This window comes from Hymenobacter terrenus, from assembly GCF_000972495.1.
GTDB lineage: Bacteria > Bacteroidota > Bacteroidia > Cytophagales > Hymenobacteraceae > Hymenobacter > Hymenobacter terrenus.
Map to the genome: position 1 here is coordinate 187,889 of NZ_LATM01000007.1, position 16,121 is coordinate 204,009.

The following is a 16,121-nucleotide window of genomic DNA, read 5'->3' on the forward strand; positions in this document are numbered from 1 at the left end:
ACAAAGGTACGAACGTCAGTAGCGCCAACTCTGTAGTTCGACTTCGTCAGCAACATTGCCGGACGGCGCGCACTACGTAGGTCACGCTATTCTAACCGGCAAGGGTCGCTAGCAGTTGTCTTACTTCAATGGTATGCGCGCAGCGGAAGTGCCCCAGCGGACAAGCCCCGTGCCCGTGCAGCCCACACGGCTTGCAAGCCAACGGCTCCGCGGTTTCCACCACAAATGAGACCGGCGAAAGCGGCCCAAACCCGAACGCGGGCACCGTACTGCAAAAAATAGCCGTCACTGGGGCGCCCACCGCCGAGCACAGGTGCATTGGAGCGGAGTCGTTTACGTAGTTCATTACGGCTCCGCGCATGAGTGCGGCAGAAGCCAACAGGCTCACTTTACCCGCGAGGTTGGTCACATTTTCGCGCCCACTGGCCGCTACCAGCCGCTCGCACGCCGCCACGTCGGGCGGCCCCCCCAGCAGATACACGCGCAACCCGGCCGGCAGGGCTGCCAGAAACTCCAGCCACTTTTCCTCCGGATATTGCTTCGTAAACCATACCGAAGTAGGTGCCAGGCACACGTAAGGGCCGCCCGCCACGAAAGGCGCAACCGCTGCCTTATCCGCCGCCGATGGATACAACCGCGGCTTCGGCAATAAAGAATTATCGAATAGCCTGCTTACCAATTCTTCATCGGGCGAAGCGTCCAGCAGGCGGAGGTTGCGCGCCACCTCGTGGGTGCCGTCGCCGATGTGGTGGGGCACCCGCCGCGTGAAAAACCGACTCAGCGGATTTTTAGCAAACCCTACCCGCTCGGGCGCTCCCGAAAAGGCAGCAAGGAAGCCCGTGCTGGCAAAGCGTTGTAAAGTTACCACCCGGCCGTACTTGGCAGACCTGATTTGACGCAACAGCTGCCACAAGTTGGCGTATTTGCGGTGCTTCTTGTCCCAAATCAGCACGTGGCGCACATGGGGATGGCCGGCCAGCAGGCCTTCATTACCGCGGCGCACCAGCACATCCACTGGCGTGGCCGACTCGTGCAGGGCCAGGTGCTCCAGCAGCGCCGTCATGAGAATAACGTCGCCAATAAAGGCAGTTTGAATGAGCAGGGTAGCAGGTGGCTTAGCAGGCATGAGCAACTACGAAAGTACGCCGCACCAACAAGCCCTGTCAACTACAACCATCCCCGCTCCGCATGTGGCTGCTACTGCTCTCCGTTTTTTGGTTTTGGGAAAGCGCCTATGTCGCTGCGGACGTTACACATAGCTAACGCACCGGCCACGACTGATTAGCAAAAAACAGTCATTAGCTCCACGCAAACTTACTTTGCACGGGACCAATGGCTGTTACACATTTGCTGTTCTCTAGCTAACCAATCTAGGTTAGCTGCGTGGGTCGGTTCACAACTTCTTCGAGCGAAATGAGCGTTTCGGTGCGTTCGATACCATCGATGGGCTGAATCCGGTCGTGGAGCACATCGCGCAGGTGCTGGGTATCGCGGCATACGAGGCGCGCAAATACCCCATAGGCCCCAGTAGTGAAATGGATACTTACCACTTCAGGAATGTCGCGCAGTTGATTGACCACGCTGGTGTAAACCGAACTTTTCAGTAAGTATATACCGAGAAACGCGCTAACCCCGTATCCAAGCTTCTGATAATCAATCCGCAGAGTAGCTCCCTGAACGATGCCGATTTCCTCAAGCCTGGCCATTCGCACGTGCACTGTACCACCCGACACGTTTACCTTACGGGCAATCTCCGTGTACGGCATTTTCGCATCCTGAATGAGCAGATTCAGGATATTGCGGTCAGTATCATCAAGTTCGTAATTTCGAGCCATATTTCGCAGAAAGAATTTGAAAAGATTAAAAAATTAAGGTGTAAAGGTTACCGTTATTGTAAATTTTGGGTTGAATAGCAAAAATATTTGCACCATCTCTCTCGCGTCCTTACATTTGTCATAATCCAAGGAAAAAGACCACGGTAACAAAGTAGTGGAACAAAGCACGCGATAAATACTGAATATTCGGGTTTGTTGCGGGTTGATTCTTAGAAAAGGCTAATTCCTTTTGCTACTACCGGGGTCGGATACGAGGAGAAGAGGGGAAAACGAGGCCGCGCATCTGGGTGGGTGCGCTCCTCACATTAGTAAGAGGCGGCCTCTGGGTGGGGGCCGCCTCTTCGTGCTTAAAATCGTTTGTGGCAATCAGCTATTAGTACTATTATGTCAATCAACTGTTTACTCAACGGGAAGCTACTGGCTCACGCTGATTGTGGAACTGCTTCAGCCCAGCCTGTAGAAAAGCGTTAAACTGCGCTATATCAGGCTCGTAAGCAATGGGGGTAACCAAGGGTTTGTTAGTGGCATCATCGGGGTCAAGCAGTACGTAGTAAGGCTGGGCATTGAAGCCGTAGCGGGTTATCTGCAAGTCCGCATTTTGCTTGCCCAGCGTTGTTTTAATCTGGTGGTCGCGGGGCGAGGTATACCACTCCTTCTGGGGAAGCTCGGTCTTGTCATCCACATAGAGCGCCACTACCACGTAATCGTTGCGCAGGCGTTGGAGCACCTGCGGGTCGCTCCACACGGTTGCTTCCATCTTACGGCAATTGACGCAGGCATGGCCCGTGAAATCGATAAAAATTGGCTTGTTCTGCGCACGGGCGCACCGCTTGGCCTGCTCTAGGTCGAAATAACCATTGAGATTGTGGGGCAGCTCTAGAAAATCACCGAAGCGCGGCGCCTCGCACTGCTGACTTGCGGTAGCTACACTGGTGCCACCACCCAAACCGACCGAATTACCATTGCCAGCCGCGGCCAGCGAAAAATCGTGCTTGCTCTGGGGTGGCAGGTAGCCGGCCAGCAGCGGCAGTGGCGCACCAAATAGGCCCGGCACCAGATACACCGTAAAGGCGAAGGCTGCCACGGCCATCAGCAGGCGGCCTACGCTAAGATGGTCAAGCGGCGAGTCGTGCGAGAGGCGAAACTTACCGAGCAGGTAGAAACCTAATAGGGCCGAGAGCACAATCCACAGCACGATGTACACGTCGCGGTCGAGCAGATGCCAGTGGTAAGCCAAGTCGGCAGTGCTCAGGAACTTCAGGGCCAGCATCAGCTCTACGAAGCCCAACACCACCTTCACCGTATTTAGCCAGCCGCCGGAACGCGGCAAGCTTTTCAGCCACGATGGGAAAATAGCGAATAGCGTAAATGGCAGCGCAAATGCCAGCGAGAAGCCCAGCATACCCACAATAGGCGTAATCCGTTCGCCCCGCGCGGCGAGACTCAGGATGCTGCCCACGATGGGAGCAGTGCAGGAAAATGACACCACCACCAGCGTAAGGGCCATGAAAAAAATGCCCGCCCAGCCCCCTTTGTCGGCCTGGGTATCTACAGTGTTCACGATTTTATGGGGCAGGGTGATTTCGAACAATCCCAAAAATGACAGGCCAAACACAACGAATACGGCGAAGAATATCAGGTTCGGCAGCCAGTGTGTACTGATGAGGTTGGGGCCATCTTCCCCCAATAACACTGATACCAGCACGCCCATCAGCACGTAAATAGCAATGATGCTGGCGCCATACACTAGGGCTTTAAGGATGCCGCGCTGCCGGCTGTCGTTGCCACTGGTGAAGAGCGAAACCGTCATGGGCACCATTGGAAATACGCAGGGCGTGACTAGAGCCGCCAGCCCAAAAGTGAAAGCCAGAAAGGCAAAGCTCCACAAGCCACCAGCCTTACCAACCGGGTTTTCAGGCAACTGAACGGGGGCTGGCGTGGGAGCCACCTCGGCACCATTAGCCGCCCCAACCGCTGTGCTAGCAGGAGCAGCAGATGTGGTAGCAGCAGCTACCTGCGCCGACGAGTCGGCAGAAATTGCCTTGGGGGCCGGAGTTACTACCGGTACAGCTCCGGGCTCCGCCACGGCTACCGAAGTTGGAGTAGCCGCAGGCTTCACTGCGCCGGTTGGCTTGGTCGGGGCTGCCGCGCTCGCCACCGTTAGCGGACCGAAGCGCAGTGTTTCGTTGCCGGGCACACAACGGCCGTCCACGTCGGTGCAACTTTGGTAGTCGGCCTCGGCGGTGATGGTGAGGGGGCCGGGTTGCAATACTTTGATGCGCTGGCGGAGTTGGCCGGTTTTTTCCCAAAAGGCTACTTCGCCTTTGAAAACCTCGTCCTGCTCGTGGTGCGACTTGATGGATTGTAGCTTACCTACCAGCGCGTAGGCAGGGCTCGGCTTGAATTTCAGGGTAAATACCACCGGCCCGACCTCATCACTGAAATCTGATGCATATAAATGCCACTTGTCGTCGATGCGGGCATTAACAATTAGCTCCAGCTCCTCGCCTACCTTGGCCGTGGGCTGGCTCAGGGCCGTGCTCAGGTGGGTGGGGGTTAGAATCTGGGCAACTGCGGGCAAGGTTAAGCCCAACCAGAGTAACAAAAATTTAACTATTGAAGAGTTCTTCATTTCTACAAACATCACGTGCTGTTTCCCGGCAACTCTTCCGGAACTGAAAAAGGTCGCCCCTCGTTACAGAACCCGTTCCAGTGACTTCGGAAGAGCCTGTTGCCAGGGGCCGCGCCAACTTACACGCGCTTCCTGCCACAAAACTACGGGTGTCGATACCACAAACTGCGGCCCCAAAAGTTCATCGGCCCAACCACCTGCGCCAAACTGCGTACTTTTGAGGAATAAAGGCCCCCCGACCGAACGCGTCACGGAGCCGCCGACATGGGTTTAAAAATATTATCCACCGTTTTACTGGTTCTGGTAAACGGATTTTTTGTGGCCGCCGAATTCGCGCTGGTCAAGGTGCGCCTGTCTCAGATTGAGTTGCGCGCCAAAGAAGGCAACCGTCTGGCTCGTCTTACCCTCAGCATCTTGCAAGACTTGGAGGCCTATCTTTCCGCCTCGCAACTCGGCATCACGCTGGCTTCGCTGGGCTTGGGCTGGATTGGCGAGAGCGTGGTGGCGTCCATCATTCTGGCCGCTGTGCACGCCCTCGATTTGAACGTGACGCCCGAATTGGCTCACCAAATTGCCTTACCGGTGTCGTTTGCCACCATCACGGTACTACACATCGTCATCGGCGAGCAGGCCCCTAAAATGCTGGCCATTCAGCGGCCCGAGGCCCTGAGCATCGCCATTGCCCTACCACTGCGGGTATTTTACATCATCAGCTATCCATTTATTTGGATACTGAACAAGCTTTCCGGCTTGGTATTGCGAATCTTTGGGGTTGACTCGGTACACGCTTCCGAAGCGCATACCTCTGACGAGCTCCGCATTCTGCTGGACCAAAGCAAGGAGAGCGGCGAAATTCAGGACTCGGAGCATGAATTGATTGAGAATGTGTTCGAGTTCAACGACCGAATGGTGAAGCAGATTATGGTGCCCCGCACCAAGCTCTCGGCCCTGGACGTGAATGCGCCGGCAGACCAGATTCTGGACATCGTTTTCAACGAGGGTTACTCGCGCATGCCAGTTTACGAAGGCAACATCGATAACATCGTGGGCGTGCTGAACGTGAAGGACCTGCTGCCCATCATCCGGCGGCAGGAGCCAGTAGAGCTGGCCCGCATCATGCGGCCGCCCTACTTCGTGCCCGAAACCAAGAAAATCAATCGCCTGCTGCGGCAGTTTCAGCGCAAGCACATCGTGATGGCCATTGTGAGCGACGAGTTCGGCGGGGTGTCCGGCATCGTCACCATCGAAGACATCATGGAAGAGCTTGTAGGCGAAATCCAGGACGAGTACGACAACGAAGTGCCGGTGGTAGAGAAAGTGGCCGAAGACGAGTACCGCGTCAACCCCGCCACGCCCATCTCCGACGCCAACGAATACCTCCCCTTCCCCTTGCCCGAAGGCGAAGACTACGAAACCGTGGGCGGCCTGCTCAACGTCATCTACGGCAGCATCCCCGAAGTAGGCGACGTGGCCGTGCTCGACCCCTACGAATTCCGCGTGCTGCAACGCTCACGCCGCGCCGTGGAATTGGTGCAGCTCCGTGTCACGACTATGGCCGAGCGCGCCGAGCCTCGCGGAGAACTGGGCGACGAGATGTAGTCCTCTTCCTATCAAACCTTTACTGTTTGGCCTGGCCGCCCACCCTTGCAGCAAGGGTTGCAAGAGCCGCTTGGGCCTTTCTGTCCGGCTCGAAGCGCCGCCTGCCAGTTGAACTACCTAGCAACAAAGTCTTAGCAGGGCTGCGCAGGTAGGCCAGCGTCTGGGCCGGAGTTAAGTATGCTTCAATACGGGTTAGTAAGGATTTCCCTTTGGGCTCGGTAAACAATACCCGTGCGGTTGGTAAAGGCACTAGCTGACCAGTAAGACCCAGCAGCAGTGTATCAGCGGGAAATGCTACGGCACCAGGAGCTACTACCGAGAGGTGAAACAGACCGTAGCGAGGTACCTGCGCGGAGTCGCGTACTGTTATATCCAATTCGGCATATTGGCCAGTTGGCCCTATAAGCAGCTGAGGCAGTAAGAAGTACTGCATCACGCTTGGTCCTACGTACATTTCCTGCACAGCGCGGCCAGACGGGCCAGCGGGCACGCTACTACTACCAGCCGCCAGTCCACTGGCCCCCATTGTAGTGCACGCACCTAACTCAACCGCAGCCAGTCCGGTGGCTACTACCCAGCAAAGAACAGCAGTCCGTTGCCTCATAATAATAAATTTCCTTTGAAGAGCTTGGGTGCCATATAATAGCTTCGAGCTACCACGGAGTCGCGGGTGAGGAGATTCACTACATGGGTATTACCAGACGTAGCCCGGCCCACGTAACGCACATTGAACTCGCCGCGGTGCCCACGTAGCAAGGCCAGTTGGGCTTCCCCCGGCAATGCCCGCCGCTCCACTACTTGCCACACGCTATCCGGTTCAACCAACGCCTGAAGATTGGCAGGTACTGGTGGCATTGCCAAGCCCAAATACACGGTTTCAGCGTCTTTACCAGCTACAATTCGGTGCAAGGGCTGGTTAAAGCGGGGATGAAAGTTGAAGCGCCGCTCATAAGAAGCTGTAGTTTCTTTATTCGGCTTCTCCTCACGAGTACCATCCGGCAACTTATATACCGCCGTAGGCCCGAAATAAACGGTCCGGCTTTGGGTCCGGGCTTGCTGACAACCAGCCAGCAGCCCCAAGTTTAAAAACAGTGTGACCCAGCTATTGAAACGATAATTCATTGAATTGCTTGACTTTTTTACACTAAAAAGCCGGAGCATTTGCCCCGGCTTTTTAGTTAGCTGAAGCGGACCAGAATCAGGTTGGCTCCATTACAGCATGTAATTATTCTCCCGTTACCGTCGTGGTGAACTGCTGGTAGATGAAGAGCACGTTCGAATGCTTTATGTCTACCGTCGACACGCGGGTAATACCAGCCTTTTTAGCAGCTGTCTGAATGGAAGCATCTCCTCCAAAGGAAAGAACACCTAAGTACACATCAGCCGAAGCCGTACCTACTTTAGTACCAATCGGGTTGCTTGACACAGCAACTGGTAGGGTGATAGAGCAAGAAGACAGTATGAACGATACACCGGCTGCAGCGAAAAGGAGAACTTTTTTCATAAAATGAAACGGTAAATGATGAGGGTTGGAAAAGGTGACAGCAATCGACTGAACAGTATAAACCGTGGGCCTTTGCTAATCTGGGCGAAGGTACGACGACGGCAGGTTAAGTTGAACAATAAGATTACAAATAGATTAATTATTTTAGTTGAACAGAATACTGTATATTCGATTGCAACCAAATTATGAACATTGCTCTTTCTACTATTATCTAATCATCAGCCTTTTCAACTGATGGTATCCAGCTCGCATACAATAGATAGTTAGCGGCCGTACGACGTAAGCCTTCGCGCTGCTCCTCTGTCACGGGTTTGATTTTCTTGGCGGGAACCCCGGCGTATAAAAATCCGGGTTCGCACACAAAGTTCTCCAGCACCACGGCGCCGGCTGCGATGATGCAGCCAGTGCCCACCACGGCATGGTCCATCACGATAGCGCCCATGCCGATGAGTACATCGTCCTCCACGGTGCAGCCGTGCACTAGTGCCCGGTGCCCAATACTCACACAACTGCCAATAGTGAGCGGCGCCTTCTGGTAAGTGCAGTGGAGCACGGCCCCATCCTGAATATTGGTTTCGTCGCCGATGCGAATACTATGCACATCGCCGCGAATCACGGCCGTGAACCAGACGGTACACTTGTGACCAAGTACTACATCACCGACGATGGTGGCATTATCAGCCACGAAGCAGTCGGCTGGTATTTGGGGGTAAACGCCGTGAACGGGCAAAATGAGAGCAGGCATTTTTTGGGTAAGCGGTGAAAAGAGCGTCTAATCTATTTAACTAAATGATTTTTCCTTCTAAAATCAAGCACCAATCAGCCGCTTCCACGTCCCTTTTTCCCAATTATATTTTAATGTACTAGGCAGAGCCTGCCAAAAGTACTTACTCGTTTCCACGGCGAAACTGGGCTGCATATAGCAGTTGATGGTGCAGCCCTCACACGCTGGCAGGCGGCCTTCGAGGGCGGCCAGGCGCTGAGTTTCGGGGGCATTATAAAGAGCGTATAGCCGGCCTTCGATAGGGAATTTCTGCTCGCCGAGGTGGTAGCAAGGCAACACCAATTCATTACTGGGTGAGATGACCAGCGTGGTACTAGCCGCGCGGCACACTGGCGCAGTCACATGGTTGCCGCCATCGCGCCGCAACTGAATGAAGGCTTCGTTCAAATACACGCCCTTGTGCTTGCCAAAGGCGGAGAGGTAATCTAATTCTTCGGCGGTCAATTGCTCGCCGGTTTCCACATCGCCATATTCGAAGGCGGGATTGATAATTAGCACTAGGCCGTTGGGCTGGGTGATGTCGCGATACACTGCCTCCAAATCTGTCAGATTTTTGCGGAAGACGGTGAAGAGGATGTCCGGCCGTTCGCCCAGGGCTTTGGCTACGCGAATGCTTTCGAGCACAAAATCATAGCAAGCAACTCCCCGACCCAGGTCGTGGGTATCGCGGTCGGCGGAGTCAAGGGAAAAGTGCAGCATATCGACCAATCCGCGCAGCTTTTCGGCATTTTTGGGATACAGCAAGCCGTTGGTTGTCACGGTGGTGATGAAGCCCATCTCGCGAGCCAAGGCCAGAAACTCGGGCAACTGGCGGTGCAGCAGCGGCTCGCCCCCCGTGAAATCAATCACCGATACTCCAAGGCGCTTAAGGTCGCGCAGGTTTTGGGCCACATCCTCTAGCGTGATATAAGGTGATGGCTTCTCCCAGATGTCGCAAAACGCGCACTTCGCATTGCAGCGGTATGTGACGTAGTAATTGCAGAGGACGGGATGCTTGACAAGGCGCATGACGTAAAGGTACACCACGTGCTGTGGGACGTAGCCTTTGCTACGTCATCGCCGGACAAAACCCCAATCATAGATCAATATTCTTGGCGACGTGGGCGAGACGCAACGATTTGTCTTACAGCTAGTGAGGGAGCTTACCCCAGGCTACTGGGTCCCACTGCGTGGGAGTAGCTGCTAGCGCCTCAGTAGTCGCTTCGCCATAATGCTCTTGGTAGTAATTACAAAAACCTTTCAGTGGGCAGCGCGGGCAGTTAGGCTTCAGGAAGAAGCAAATCTGCTGCCCGTGCCAGTAGTTGTGCTTGTGGAAGTTAAACAACGTCTCAGCATCAGCCGGTAGCAGGGCCAACAGTACGGTGTGAGCCTTCTCCACCGACACTTTAGGGCCCAGAAACCCTACCCGTTGCGCCACACGGTGCACGTGCGTATCGACGGGTAGTACCGGCTTATGGTAATTGAATAACAGTAGCAATGACGCCGTTTTCAGACCAATACCGGGCATATTGGTTAGCCAGGTCATGCCGCGCTCCAGTGGCCAATTGGCCAGAAAGTCCAGGTCGAACGGCCCACCCGTTTCGGCCTGAATCCGGCGCAAAATTTCCTGGATGCGCGGCGCCTGCGTATCTGGCCAGCGCGTGGTGCGAATAGTGTGGGCCAGTTCGGCAGTGGGGGCAGCCAGCACACCGGACCAATCACCGAAGGCTTCCAGCATTCGGTCGTAGGCCAATTCCTCGTCGGCGTGGGTCGTGCGGTGCGAAAGCACCGTAGAAATCAACTCACGCATGGGCGTACGGCGCGGCTCAGGCGGCAAATGGCCGTAGAAATGGTCGAGAATCTGGTGGTCAGCCCAGGCCTTCTCGGCCGCGGGCGAGTTATAGTTTATCACGGATTGAATCAGATTAGGCGGATTACTCGGATTATGGGTTACGCTGATTTGGATACAGGGTCGAGGTTTAAACGGAAAGAGCCGCCCCAAGGGGCGGCTCTTTCTTAAAAATCAACACGTCTTTTTACCGAAACACTAGCTGGCGGCTATCAAACCATCGAAGGCCACTAAATCAATGCTTCATGCAAAGCGGGCTAATTGCGTATGGCTTACAGTTGGCCTTTCTTGGCGGCCTTCTGCATTTTCTCGTTGGCAAAGATGGCTACTTCTACGCGGCGGTTGGCAGCTTTGCCAGTGGCAGTAGCATTGTCACCCACGGGCTGGGTCGAGCCGTAGCCGGTAGAGGTGATGCGGGCAGCATCTACGCCTTGAGCCGTGATTTCATTGGCCACGGCCTGAGCGCGACGCTCCGAAAGGGGCTGGTTGATGGCATCGGAGCCCGAGCTGTCGGTGTGGCCTTCAATTACTACGTTGGTGTCAGCGTATTTTTTCAGCGTAGCAGCCAATTGGTCGATGTTGCCAGCGGCTTCCGGAGTCAGGCTCGATGAGTTAGAGCCGAAGAGGATGCCCGAAGCAAAGGTAATTTTGATGCCTTCACCCACGCGCTCCACTTTAGCGCCTTCGAGGTCACGACGTAGTTCAGCCGCCTGCTTGTCCATTTTACGACCGATAAGAGCACCAGCGCTACCACCTACTACGGCACCGATAATGGCACCCTTGGCCGTACCCGACTTGCCGCCAATCAGACGGCCGGCCACGCCACCCGCTACGGCACCGCCCAGACCACCGAGGAGACCGCCTTTCAGGGTTTTGCTCATACCTTTCGGCTTATCGGTCGAAACGGTAGTGCTTTGAGCTTGTGCAAAGTTGTTTACCAACAGTAGCACTGCGAATAGAAATGCGAGAGATGAACGAAGAAATTTCATGTTTAAAAAAGGGTTTGGATAAAAAATACTGGCGTAGTGCCGTCGTCAATGCAATTGATCGGCAAGTAAGCCATTTGCAACCACCTTGCCAAACTATTTAAACGGAACGCTTGCTTCCACCAAATGAACGTAAGCTATGCCTCATCAAAGCAAAAAACGGCCCTGTCACGAAGGCAGGGCCGTTTACATAGGATAGCAGTACCAGCCAGATAGGCTACTGATGCTACTTTTTGTTGCGATATGCATTGTAGCGGGCAGGGTCCTTTTTCTTATCCTTGTTACGGCCAATTAAGCCCCCACCAATCACACCGGCGGCTCCACCAATGAGAGCACCTTTGCCGCCACCAATTGCAGCTCCGGTTACGGCCCCGGCACCTCCACCAATGGCCGCGCCTTTGGCCTTGTTGCTCCAGCCTTTCTTAGGTGTTTGAGCTTGGGAATTTGAGCCGGCCAGCAGCAAAAACGACAACAGCACCAAGAAATATATCTTGAAAGTTTTCATGACGAATACCAGTTAAAGTTGAATAAAGTACAGCATCATTAAACGTAAGCCTGTAATTAGGGTTCTGTCCAGCCAGCTTTATGGGTTATTATACAGCCTAGACTGCCCACAAAAAAGGCCGCCTAAACAGGCGGCCTTTTCATTTCTACAATCGGCTATTCTCTCAGGTAAGCGTAAGCCGAGATAGGTTGTTACTACAGGCGGCCTTCTTCGGCAGCTTTCTTCATTTTTTCGTTGGCGTAGATGGCGATTTCCACGCGGCGGTTTGCTTGGCGGCCCTCAGCCGTGCTGTTGTCGGCCACCGGCTGGGCCGAACCATAGCCGGAGGAAGTGATACGGGTGGACGATACGCCTTTGGCAACGGTAGAGTTAGCCACAGCCTGGGCCCGACGCTCGCTCAGCGGCTGGTTGATAGCATCAGAGCCGGTGTTATCAGTGTGGCCTTCAATCAGCACGTTGGTGTCAGGATACTTCTGCAACACAGCAGCCATCTTGGTGATGTCCGATTCTGAAGCGGGCCGCAACGAAGCCGAGTTGGTATCGAAGAGAATGCCCGAGTCGAAGGTGATTTTGATGCCTTCGCCTACTCGCTCTACGCGCGCATTCTTCATGTCATTCTGCAGGTCAGCGGCTTGCTTATCCATCTTACGACCGATGAGGGCACCCGTGGTGCCGCCAGCCGCTGCTCCCACAATGGCCCCGATGGCCGTGCCTTTACCACCACCCAGCAGGCCACCTATTACACCACCGAGTGCAGCACCGCCACCGGCACCCAGCAGACCACCTTTAGTCGTTTTGCTCATGCCCGTTTTGCGAGCTCCGGTGCCGTTGTTGCTCGATAAGTCGGGCTGAGTAGTGCCCTGCTTGGAGGTGGCGCAAGAGCTGAAGAGCAGCACGAAAGCCATTAGCACAGAAAGAAAAGATTTGGAGGTATTCATGGAAATTTTAAAATAGTGAGGATGTCTCCGGGCTTATACGGGAAAAACCCGTTCCGGTACTTGGAACGGGCTTTTCAAGAAGTATGCCGAAAATTAAAAAGGCCCTTATAGCACGATTAATGGGCCTTTGATGAGACCCGACGGGCCTCCCGGGGTTCGGCCAAAGCCACCGGGGCGGGCCGCAACATGCCCAGCAAGTCGGCCAGTCGCAGCTTTAAATCCCGGCGGTCCACAATGAAATCGAGGAAGCCGTGTTCCAGCACAAATTCAGCACTCTGGAAGCCTTTGGGCAGGTCTTTGCCAATTGTTTCTTTGATGACGCGCGGGCCGGCAAAGCCAATGAGCGCGCCCGGCTCGGCAATATTGAAATCGCCTAGCATAGCAAAGGAGGCCGTGACGCCGCCTGTGGTCGGGTCGGTCAGCAACGACACGTACGGCACGCCGGCTTCGGAGAGTAGCGCCAGCTTGGCGGAGGTTTTCGCCATCTGCATTAGCGAATAACCCGCCTCCATCATGCGGGCGCCGCCGGAGCGCGAAATCATTAGAAACGGCGTGCGGTTTTGGCGGGCAAAATCAATAGCTCGGGCAATTTTCTCCCCTACTACCGAGCCCATCGAGCCGCCAATAAATTTAAAATCCATGGCAGCCACCACCAGCGGCTGGCCCGCCGACAGGCCATGAGCCGTGCGCACGGCGTCTTTCAACGCCGTATTGTGCTGCGTGGCCGCTACCCGCTGGGGGTAAGCCTTGGTATCGACAAAGTGCAGTGGGTCGCCGGAGGAGAGGTTGGCGTCGAGTTCAGTAAACCGGCCTTCGTCGAAAAGAAATTCGAAATAATCGGCCGCGTCAATCCGGTCGTGGTGGCCACAGGGGCCGCATACGTACAGCAGGCGCTTGTGCTCAGCCATGGTAACCACCGTTTTGCACTCGGGGCACTTATGCCACAGGCCATCCGGCGTCTCCTTTTTTTGATCAGTGGGAGTGACAATGCCTTTTTCTACGCGCTTAAACCAAGCCATTTTAATTTGAATAGGAATGAAGAATTAGAGATGAAGAATTGCGGGCAGCCCGAAAGTGAAAAGCGAGAGCGGGCTATTGGGGCCCATTTCTTCGTTCTTCATTCTCAATTCTTCATTAAGATACGATTACCCGAGCCTTTACGCGAGAGTAATCGTATTGTCGAGGTATACGTCCTGAATGGTGTTTAGCAGCTCCACGCCCTCGGCGAAGGGACGCTGAAAGGCTTTCCGGCCCGAAATTAGCCCCTGACCGCCGGCCCGCTTGTTGATGATGGCGGTTCTGATGGCAGCTTCAAGGTCGCCGGCTCCGATGCTTTCGCCCCCCGAGTTGATGAGGCCGATGCGGCCGGCGTAGCAGTTTAGCACCTGATAGCGGGCTAGGTCGATGGAGTGGTCGCTACTGAGTTGCTCATACATTGCCGGAAAGGTTTTGCCAAACTTCAAGGTTGAGAAGCCGCCGTTATTTTCGGGCAGCTTCTGCTTGATAATATCGGCTCCTATGGTAACGCCCAAATGATTGGCCTGGCCAGTGAGGTCGGCGGCAACGTGGTAGTCTTTACCGCTGGTTTTGAAGGCATTGTTGCGGGTGTAGCACCACAATACCGTGACCATGCCTAGCTCGTGAGCTTCTTCGAAAGCCTCCGTTACTTCCACAATCTGGCGGTTGCTCTCCTCAGAGCCGAAATACACGGTGGCACCGACGGCGGTGGCACCCAGGTCCCAGGCCCGCCGCACCGAGCCGAACATTATTTGGTCGAACTTATTAGGGTAAGTCATCAGCTCATTGTGATTGAGCTTGACTAGGAACGGAATCTTATGGGCGTATTTGCGGGCTACCGTGCCGAACGTGCCGAATGTAGTAGCTACCGCGTTGCAGCCGCCTTCTACCGCCAGCCGGAGGATATTCTCTGGGTCGAAATAGATTGGATTCGGGCCAAAGGACGAGCCTGCAGTGTGTTCAATACCTTGGTCGACAGGCAGAATACTTACGTAGCCGGTGCCCCCTAGTCGCCCGTGATTGTAGAGTGCGCCAAGGCTGCGCAGCACCTGCGGCGGACGGCTGCTGGGCACGAAGGAGCGGTCCAGAAAGTCAGGGCCGGGCGCGTGCAACAGATCTTTGCTGACGAGGGCCGTGTGCGTGAGCAAGGCTTCATTTTCGGGGCTCAATTTCAGGGAGGAAGCCATTAGGAAAGAGCTGATTGGGGTGGAATTCAGCGAGCCAAAACCCGCCGGGGGTGAGGACAAAGATAGACTGAAAACGCGTGGTAAGTCGGGTTCTGAATGCGTTAGCTGCGCGTTAAGCGCTACCTTGCTATACCAAGGCAGCCGGGCGGTCCGGCACGCCGATGGCCGAACGTTTCGCCACTATTTACGTGAAAAATCTCTCCCCTACTCTACTCGCGCTGTCTTTACTAGCCGCGCAGATGCTTAATGGCTGCGTAACAGCCAAGAAATATGATGACCTCAGCGCCCGCCAGAAGGCCGACGCCGAGGGCAAAGCCACCGCCGAGCGCCAGTATCGCGGGGCGACCGCCGAACTGCAAAAAGCCACCGATGAGTTGGCCCAATTGCGCCTCACCCAAAAGCGCCTCGTGACCGACTCGACCGAAACGGGCTCTGCCTACCGCAAAACCCGCAGTCTGTACAACGAGCTGAACAACAGCTATGATAAGCTACTCAAAAACAGCGACCGGGAACTAGCTACCAAGTCTTCCGACTACAATAAGGTAGCCAAGGACCTGGCCCGCCGCGAGGCCGAGCTGGGTGAGCTTGAAACGAACCTGCAAAAAAGCAAGGCTGAAAACGACCGGCTCGCCGCCGACCTCAAAACCCGCGAGGCTCGCCTTACCGAACTCACCCAAGCTCTGGCCGACAAAGACAAAGCCGTGACCGACCTGAAAGCTCGGGTGAGCAAGGCCCTGCTCAGCTTCAACTCCAGCGACTTGCAGGTGAAACTGAAAGATGGCAAAGTGTACGTCTCGCTTTCCGAACAGCTGTTGTTTAAATCGGGCTCGACTAAAGTGGACCCCAAAGGCCAGGAAGCCCTGAAAAAGCTCGCCACCGTGCTACAGGAGCAGAAAGATGTGAATGTAGTGGTGGAGGGCCACACCGATAATGTGCCCATCCTGCGCGGCACCGCCGGCCTCACCGACAACTGGGACCTGAGCGCCCTGCGCGCCACCGAAATTGCCCGCCTGCTCACCACCGCCGGGGTTTCGCCGGAGCGCGTCACAGCCTCTGGCCGCGGCCAGTATGTGCCTGTTGCCGCAAACGACACGCCTCAGAACAAGGCCATAAACCGCCGCACGGAAATTATCCTCACGCCCAAGCTCGACGAGCTGTTTCAGATTTTGGGCAGCAACTCAACTACGCCTGCTACCGGGCTGGTCCCCGGCAAATAGCACCTGGCTGCTCAGACGTTTGTTATTCCACAAAAAAGCCAGCCTCATATGAGGCTGGCTTTTTTGTCGGGAATCAATTATCAAGTGCT

Annotated in this window: 16 protein-coding genes; 2 read left to right on the forward strand and 14 right to left on the reverse strand. The window is 55.1% G+C overall.

Annotated elements, in window-relative coordinates:
• Nucleotides 1–91: 91 nt before the first annotated feature.
• The 3 genes from WX88_RS12010 to WX88_RS12020 form a co-directional block, all read right to left on the reverse strand.
• Nucleotides 92–1,126: a glycosyltransferase family 9 protein gene (locus tag WX88_RS12010; protein ID WP_046244610.1), complete on the reverse strand. Its 1,035-nt coding sequence runs from the start codon at nt 1,124–1,126 to the stop codon at nt 92–94.
• A 244-nt stretch (nt 1,127–1,370) separates the two neighbouring features.
• A complete protein-coding gene (locus tag WX88_RS12015; RefSeq protein WP_046244611.1) occupies nt 1,371–1,835 on the reverse strand; it encodes an Lrp/AsnC ligand binding domain-containing protein in 465 nt (154 codons plus the stop codon).
• 403 nt (nt 1,836–2,238) lie between these two features.
• Nucleotides 2,239–4,416, reverse strand: coding sequence for a protein-disulfide reductase DsbD family protein (locus WX88_RS12020; RefSeq protein ID WP_231590687.1), 2,178 nt, complete (start codon nt 4,414–4,416; stop codon nt 2,239–2,241).
• Between the two features lie 315 nt (nt 4,417–4,731).
• On the opposite strand from WX88_RS12020, the gene WX88_RS12025 reads away from it, so the two are divergent.
• Entirely contained in the window at nt 4,732–6,066 is a 1,335-nt protein-coding gene (locus WX88_RS12025) for a hemolysin family protein (RefSeq protein ID WP_046244612.1), read from the forward strand.
• Between the two features lie 19 nt (nt 6,067–6,085).
• Here the strand turns inward: WX88_RS12025 and WX88_RS12030 are convergent, their stop codons facing one another.
• From WX88_RS12030 to WX88_RS12080, 11 genes are all read right to left on the reverse strand, one after another.
• Nucleotides 6,086–6,670: a hypothetical protein gene (locus tag WX88_RS12030; RefSeq protein WP_046244613.1), complete on the reverse strand. Its 585-nt coding sequence runs from the start codon at nt 6,668–6,670 to the stop codon at nt 6,086–6,088.
• The gene (locus WX88_RS12035) at nt 6,667–7,188 is read right to left on the reverse strand and encodes a hypothetical protein (RefSeq protein ID WP_046244614.1); all 522 of its coding nucleotides are present in this window, start codon (nt 7,186–7,188) and stop codon (nt 6,667–6,669) included. Before WX88_RS12035 ends, WX88_RS12030 begins: the two co-directional genes overlap by 4 nt.
• Before the next feature lie 103 nt (nt 7,189–7,291).
• On the reverse strand, nt 7,292–7,570 hold the full coding sequence (locus tag WX88_RS12040) for a TRL-like family protein (protein ID WP_046244615.1): 279 nt from the start codon (nt 7,568–7,570) through the stop codon (nt 7,292–7,294).
• A gap of 211 nt (nt 7,571–7,781) precedes the next feature.
• The gene (locus WX88_RS12045; protein WP_046244616.1) at nt 7,782–8,315 is read right to left on the reverse strand and encodes a gamma carbonic anhydrase family protein; all 534 of its coding nucleotides are present in this window, start codon (nt 8,313–8,315) and stop codon (nt 7,782–7,784) included.
• 63 nt (nt 8,316–8,378) lie between these two features.
• A complete protein-coding gene (locus WX88_RS12050) occupies nt 8,379–9,362 on the reverse strand; it encodes a radical SAM protein (protein ID WP_046244617.1) in 984 nt (327 codons plus the stop codon).
• 121 nt (nt 9,363–9,483) lie between these two features.
• Entirely contained in the window at nt 9,484–10,245 is a 762-nt protein-coding gene (locus WX88_RS12055; protein WP_082115996.1) for an endonuclease III domain-containing protein, read from the reverse strand.
• Between the two features lie 209 nt (nt 10,246–10,454).
• Entirely contained in the window at nt 10,455–11,171 is a 717-nt protein-coding gene (locus WX88_RS12060; protein ID WP_046244618.1) for an OmpA family protein, read from the reverse strand.
• Between the two features lie 223 nt (nt 11,172–11,394).
• Nucleotides 11,395–11,673 (reverse strand): YMGG-like glycine zipper-containing protein, encoded by a 279-nt coding sequence (locus tag WX88_RS12065; protein ID WP_046244619.1) that lies wholly within the window; start codon nt 11,671–11,673, stop codon nt 11,395–11,397.
• A 194-nt stretch (nt 11,674–11,867) separates the two neighbouring features.
• Nucleotides 11,868–12,611, reverse strand: a complete 744-nt coding sequence (locus WX88_RS12070; RefSeq protein ID WP_046244620.1) for an OmpA family protein — start codon at nt 12,609–12,611, stop codon at nt 11,868–11,870.
• A gap of 116 nt (nt 12,612–12,727) precedes the next feature.
• Nucleotides 12,728–13,630 carry an acetyl-CoA carboxylase, carboxyltransferase subunit beta gene (gene accD, locus WX88_RS12075; protein WP_046244621.1) on the reverse strand — a complete coding sequence of 301 codons (903 nt, stop codon included), beginning with the start codon at nt 13,628–13,630 and terminating at the stop codon, nt 12,728–12,730.
• 138 nt (nt 13,631–13,768) lie between these two features.
• On the reverse strand, nt 13,769–14,815 hold the full coding sequence (locus tag WX88_RS12080) for a class I fructose-bisphosphate aldolase (RefSeq protein ID WP_046244622.1): 1,047 nt from the start codon (nt 14,813–14,815) through the stop codon (nt 13,769–13,771).
• A gap of 188 nt (nt 14,816–15,003) precedes the next feature.
• Here WX88_RS12080 and WX88_RS12085 point away from each other — a divergent pair, with 188 nt between their 5' ends.
• Nucleotides 15,004–16,032 (forward strand): OmpA family protein, encoded by a 1,029-nt coding sequence (locus WX88_RS12085; protein ID WP_231590688.1) that lies wholly within the window; start codon nt 15,004–15,006, stop codon nt 16,030–16,032.
• Nucleotides 16,033–16,121 lie beyond the last annotated feature (89 nt).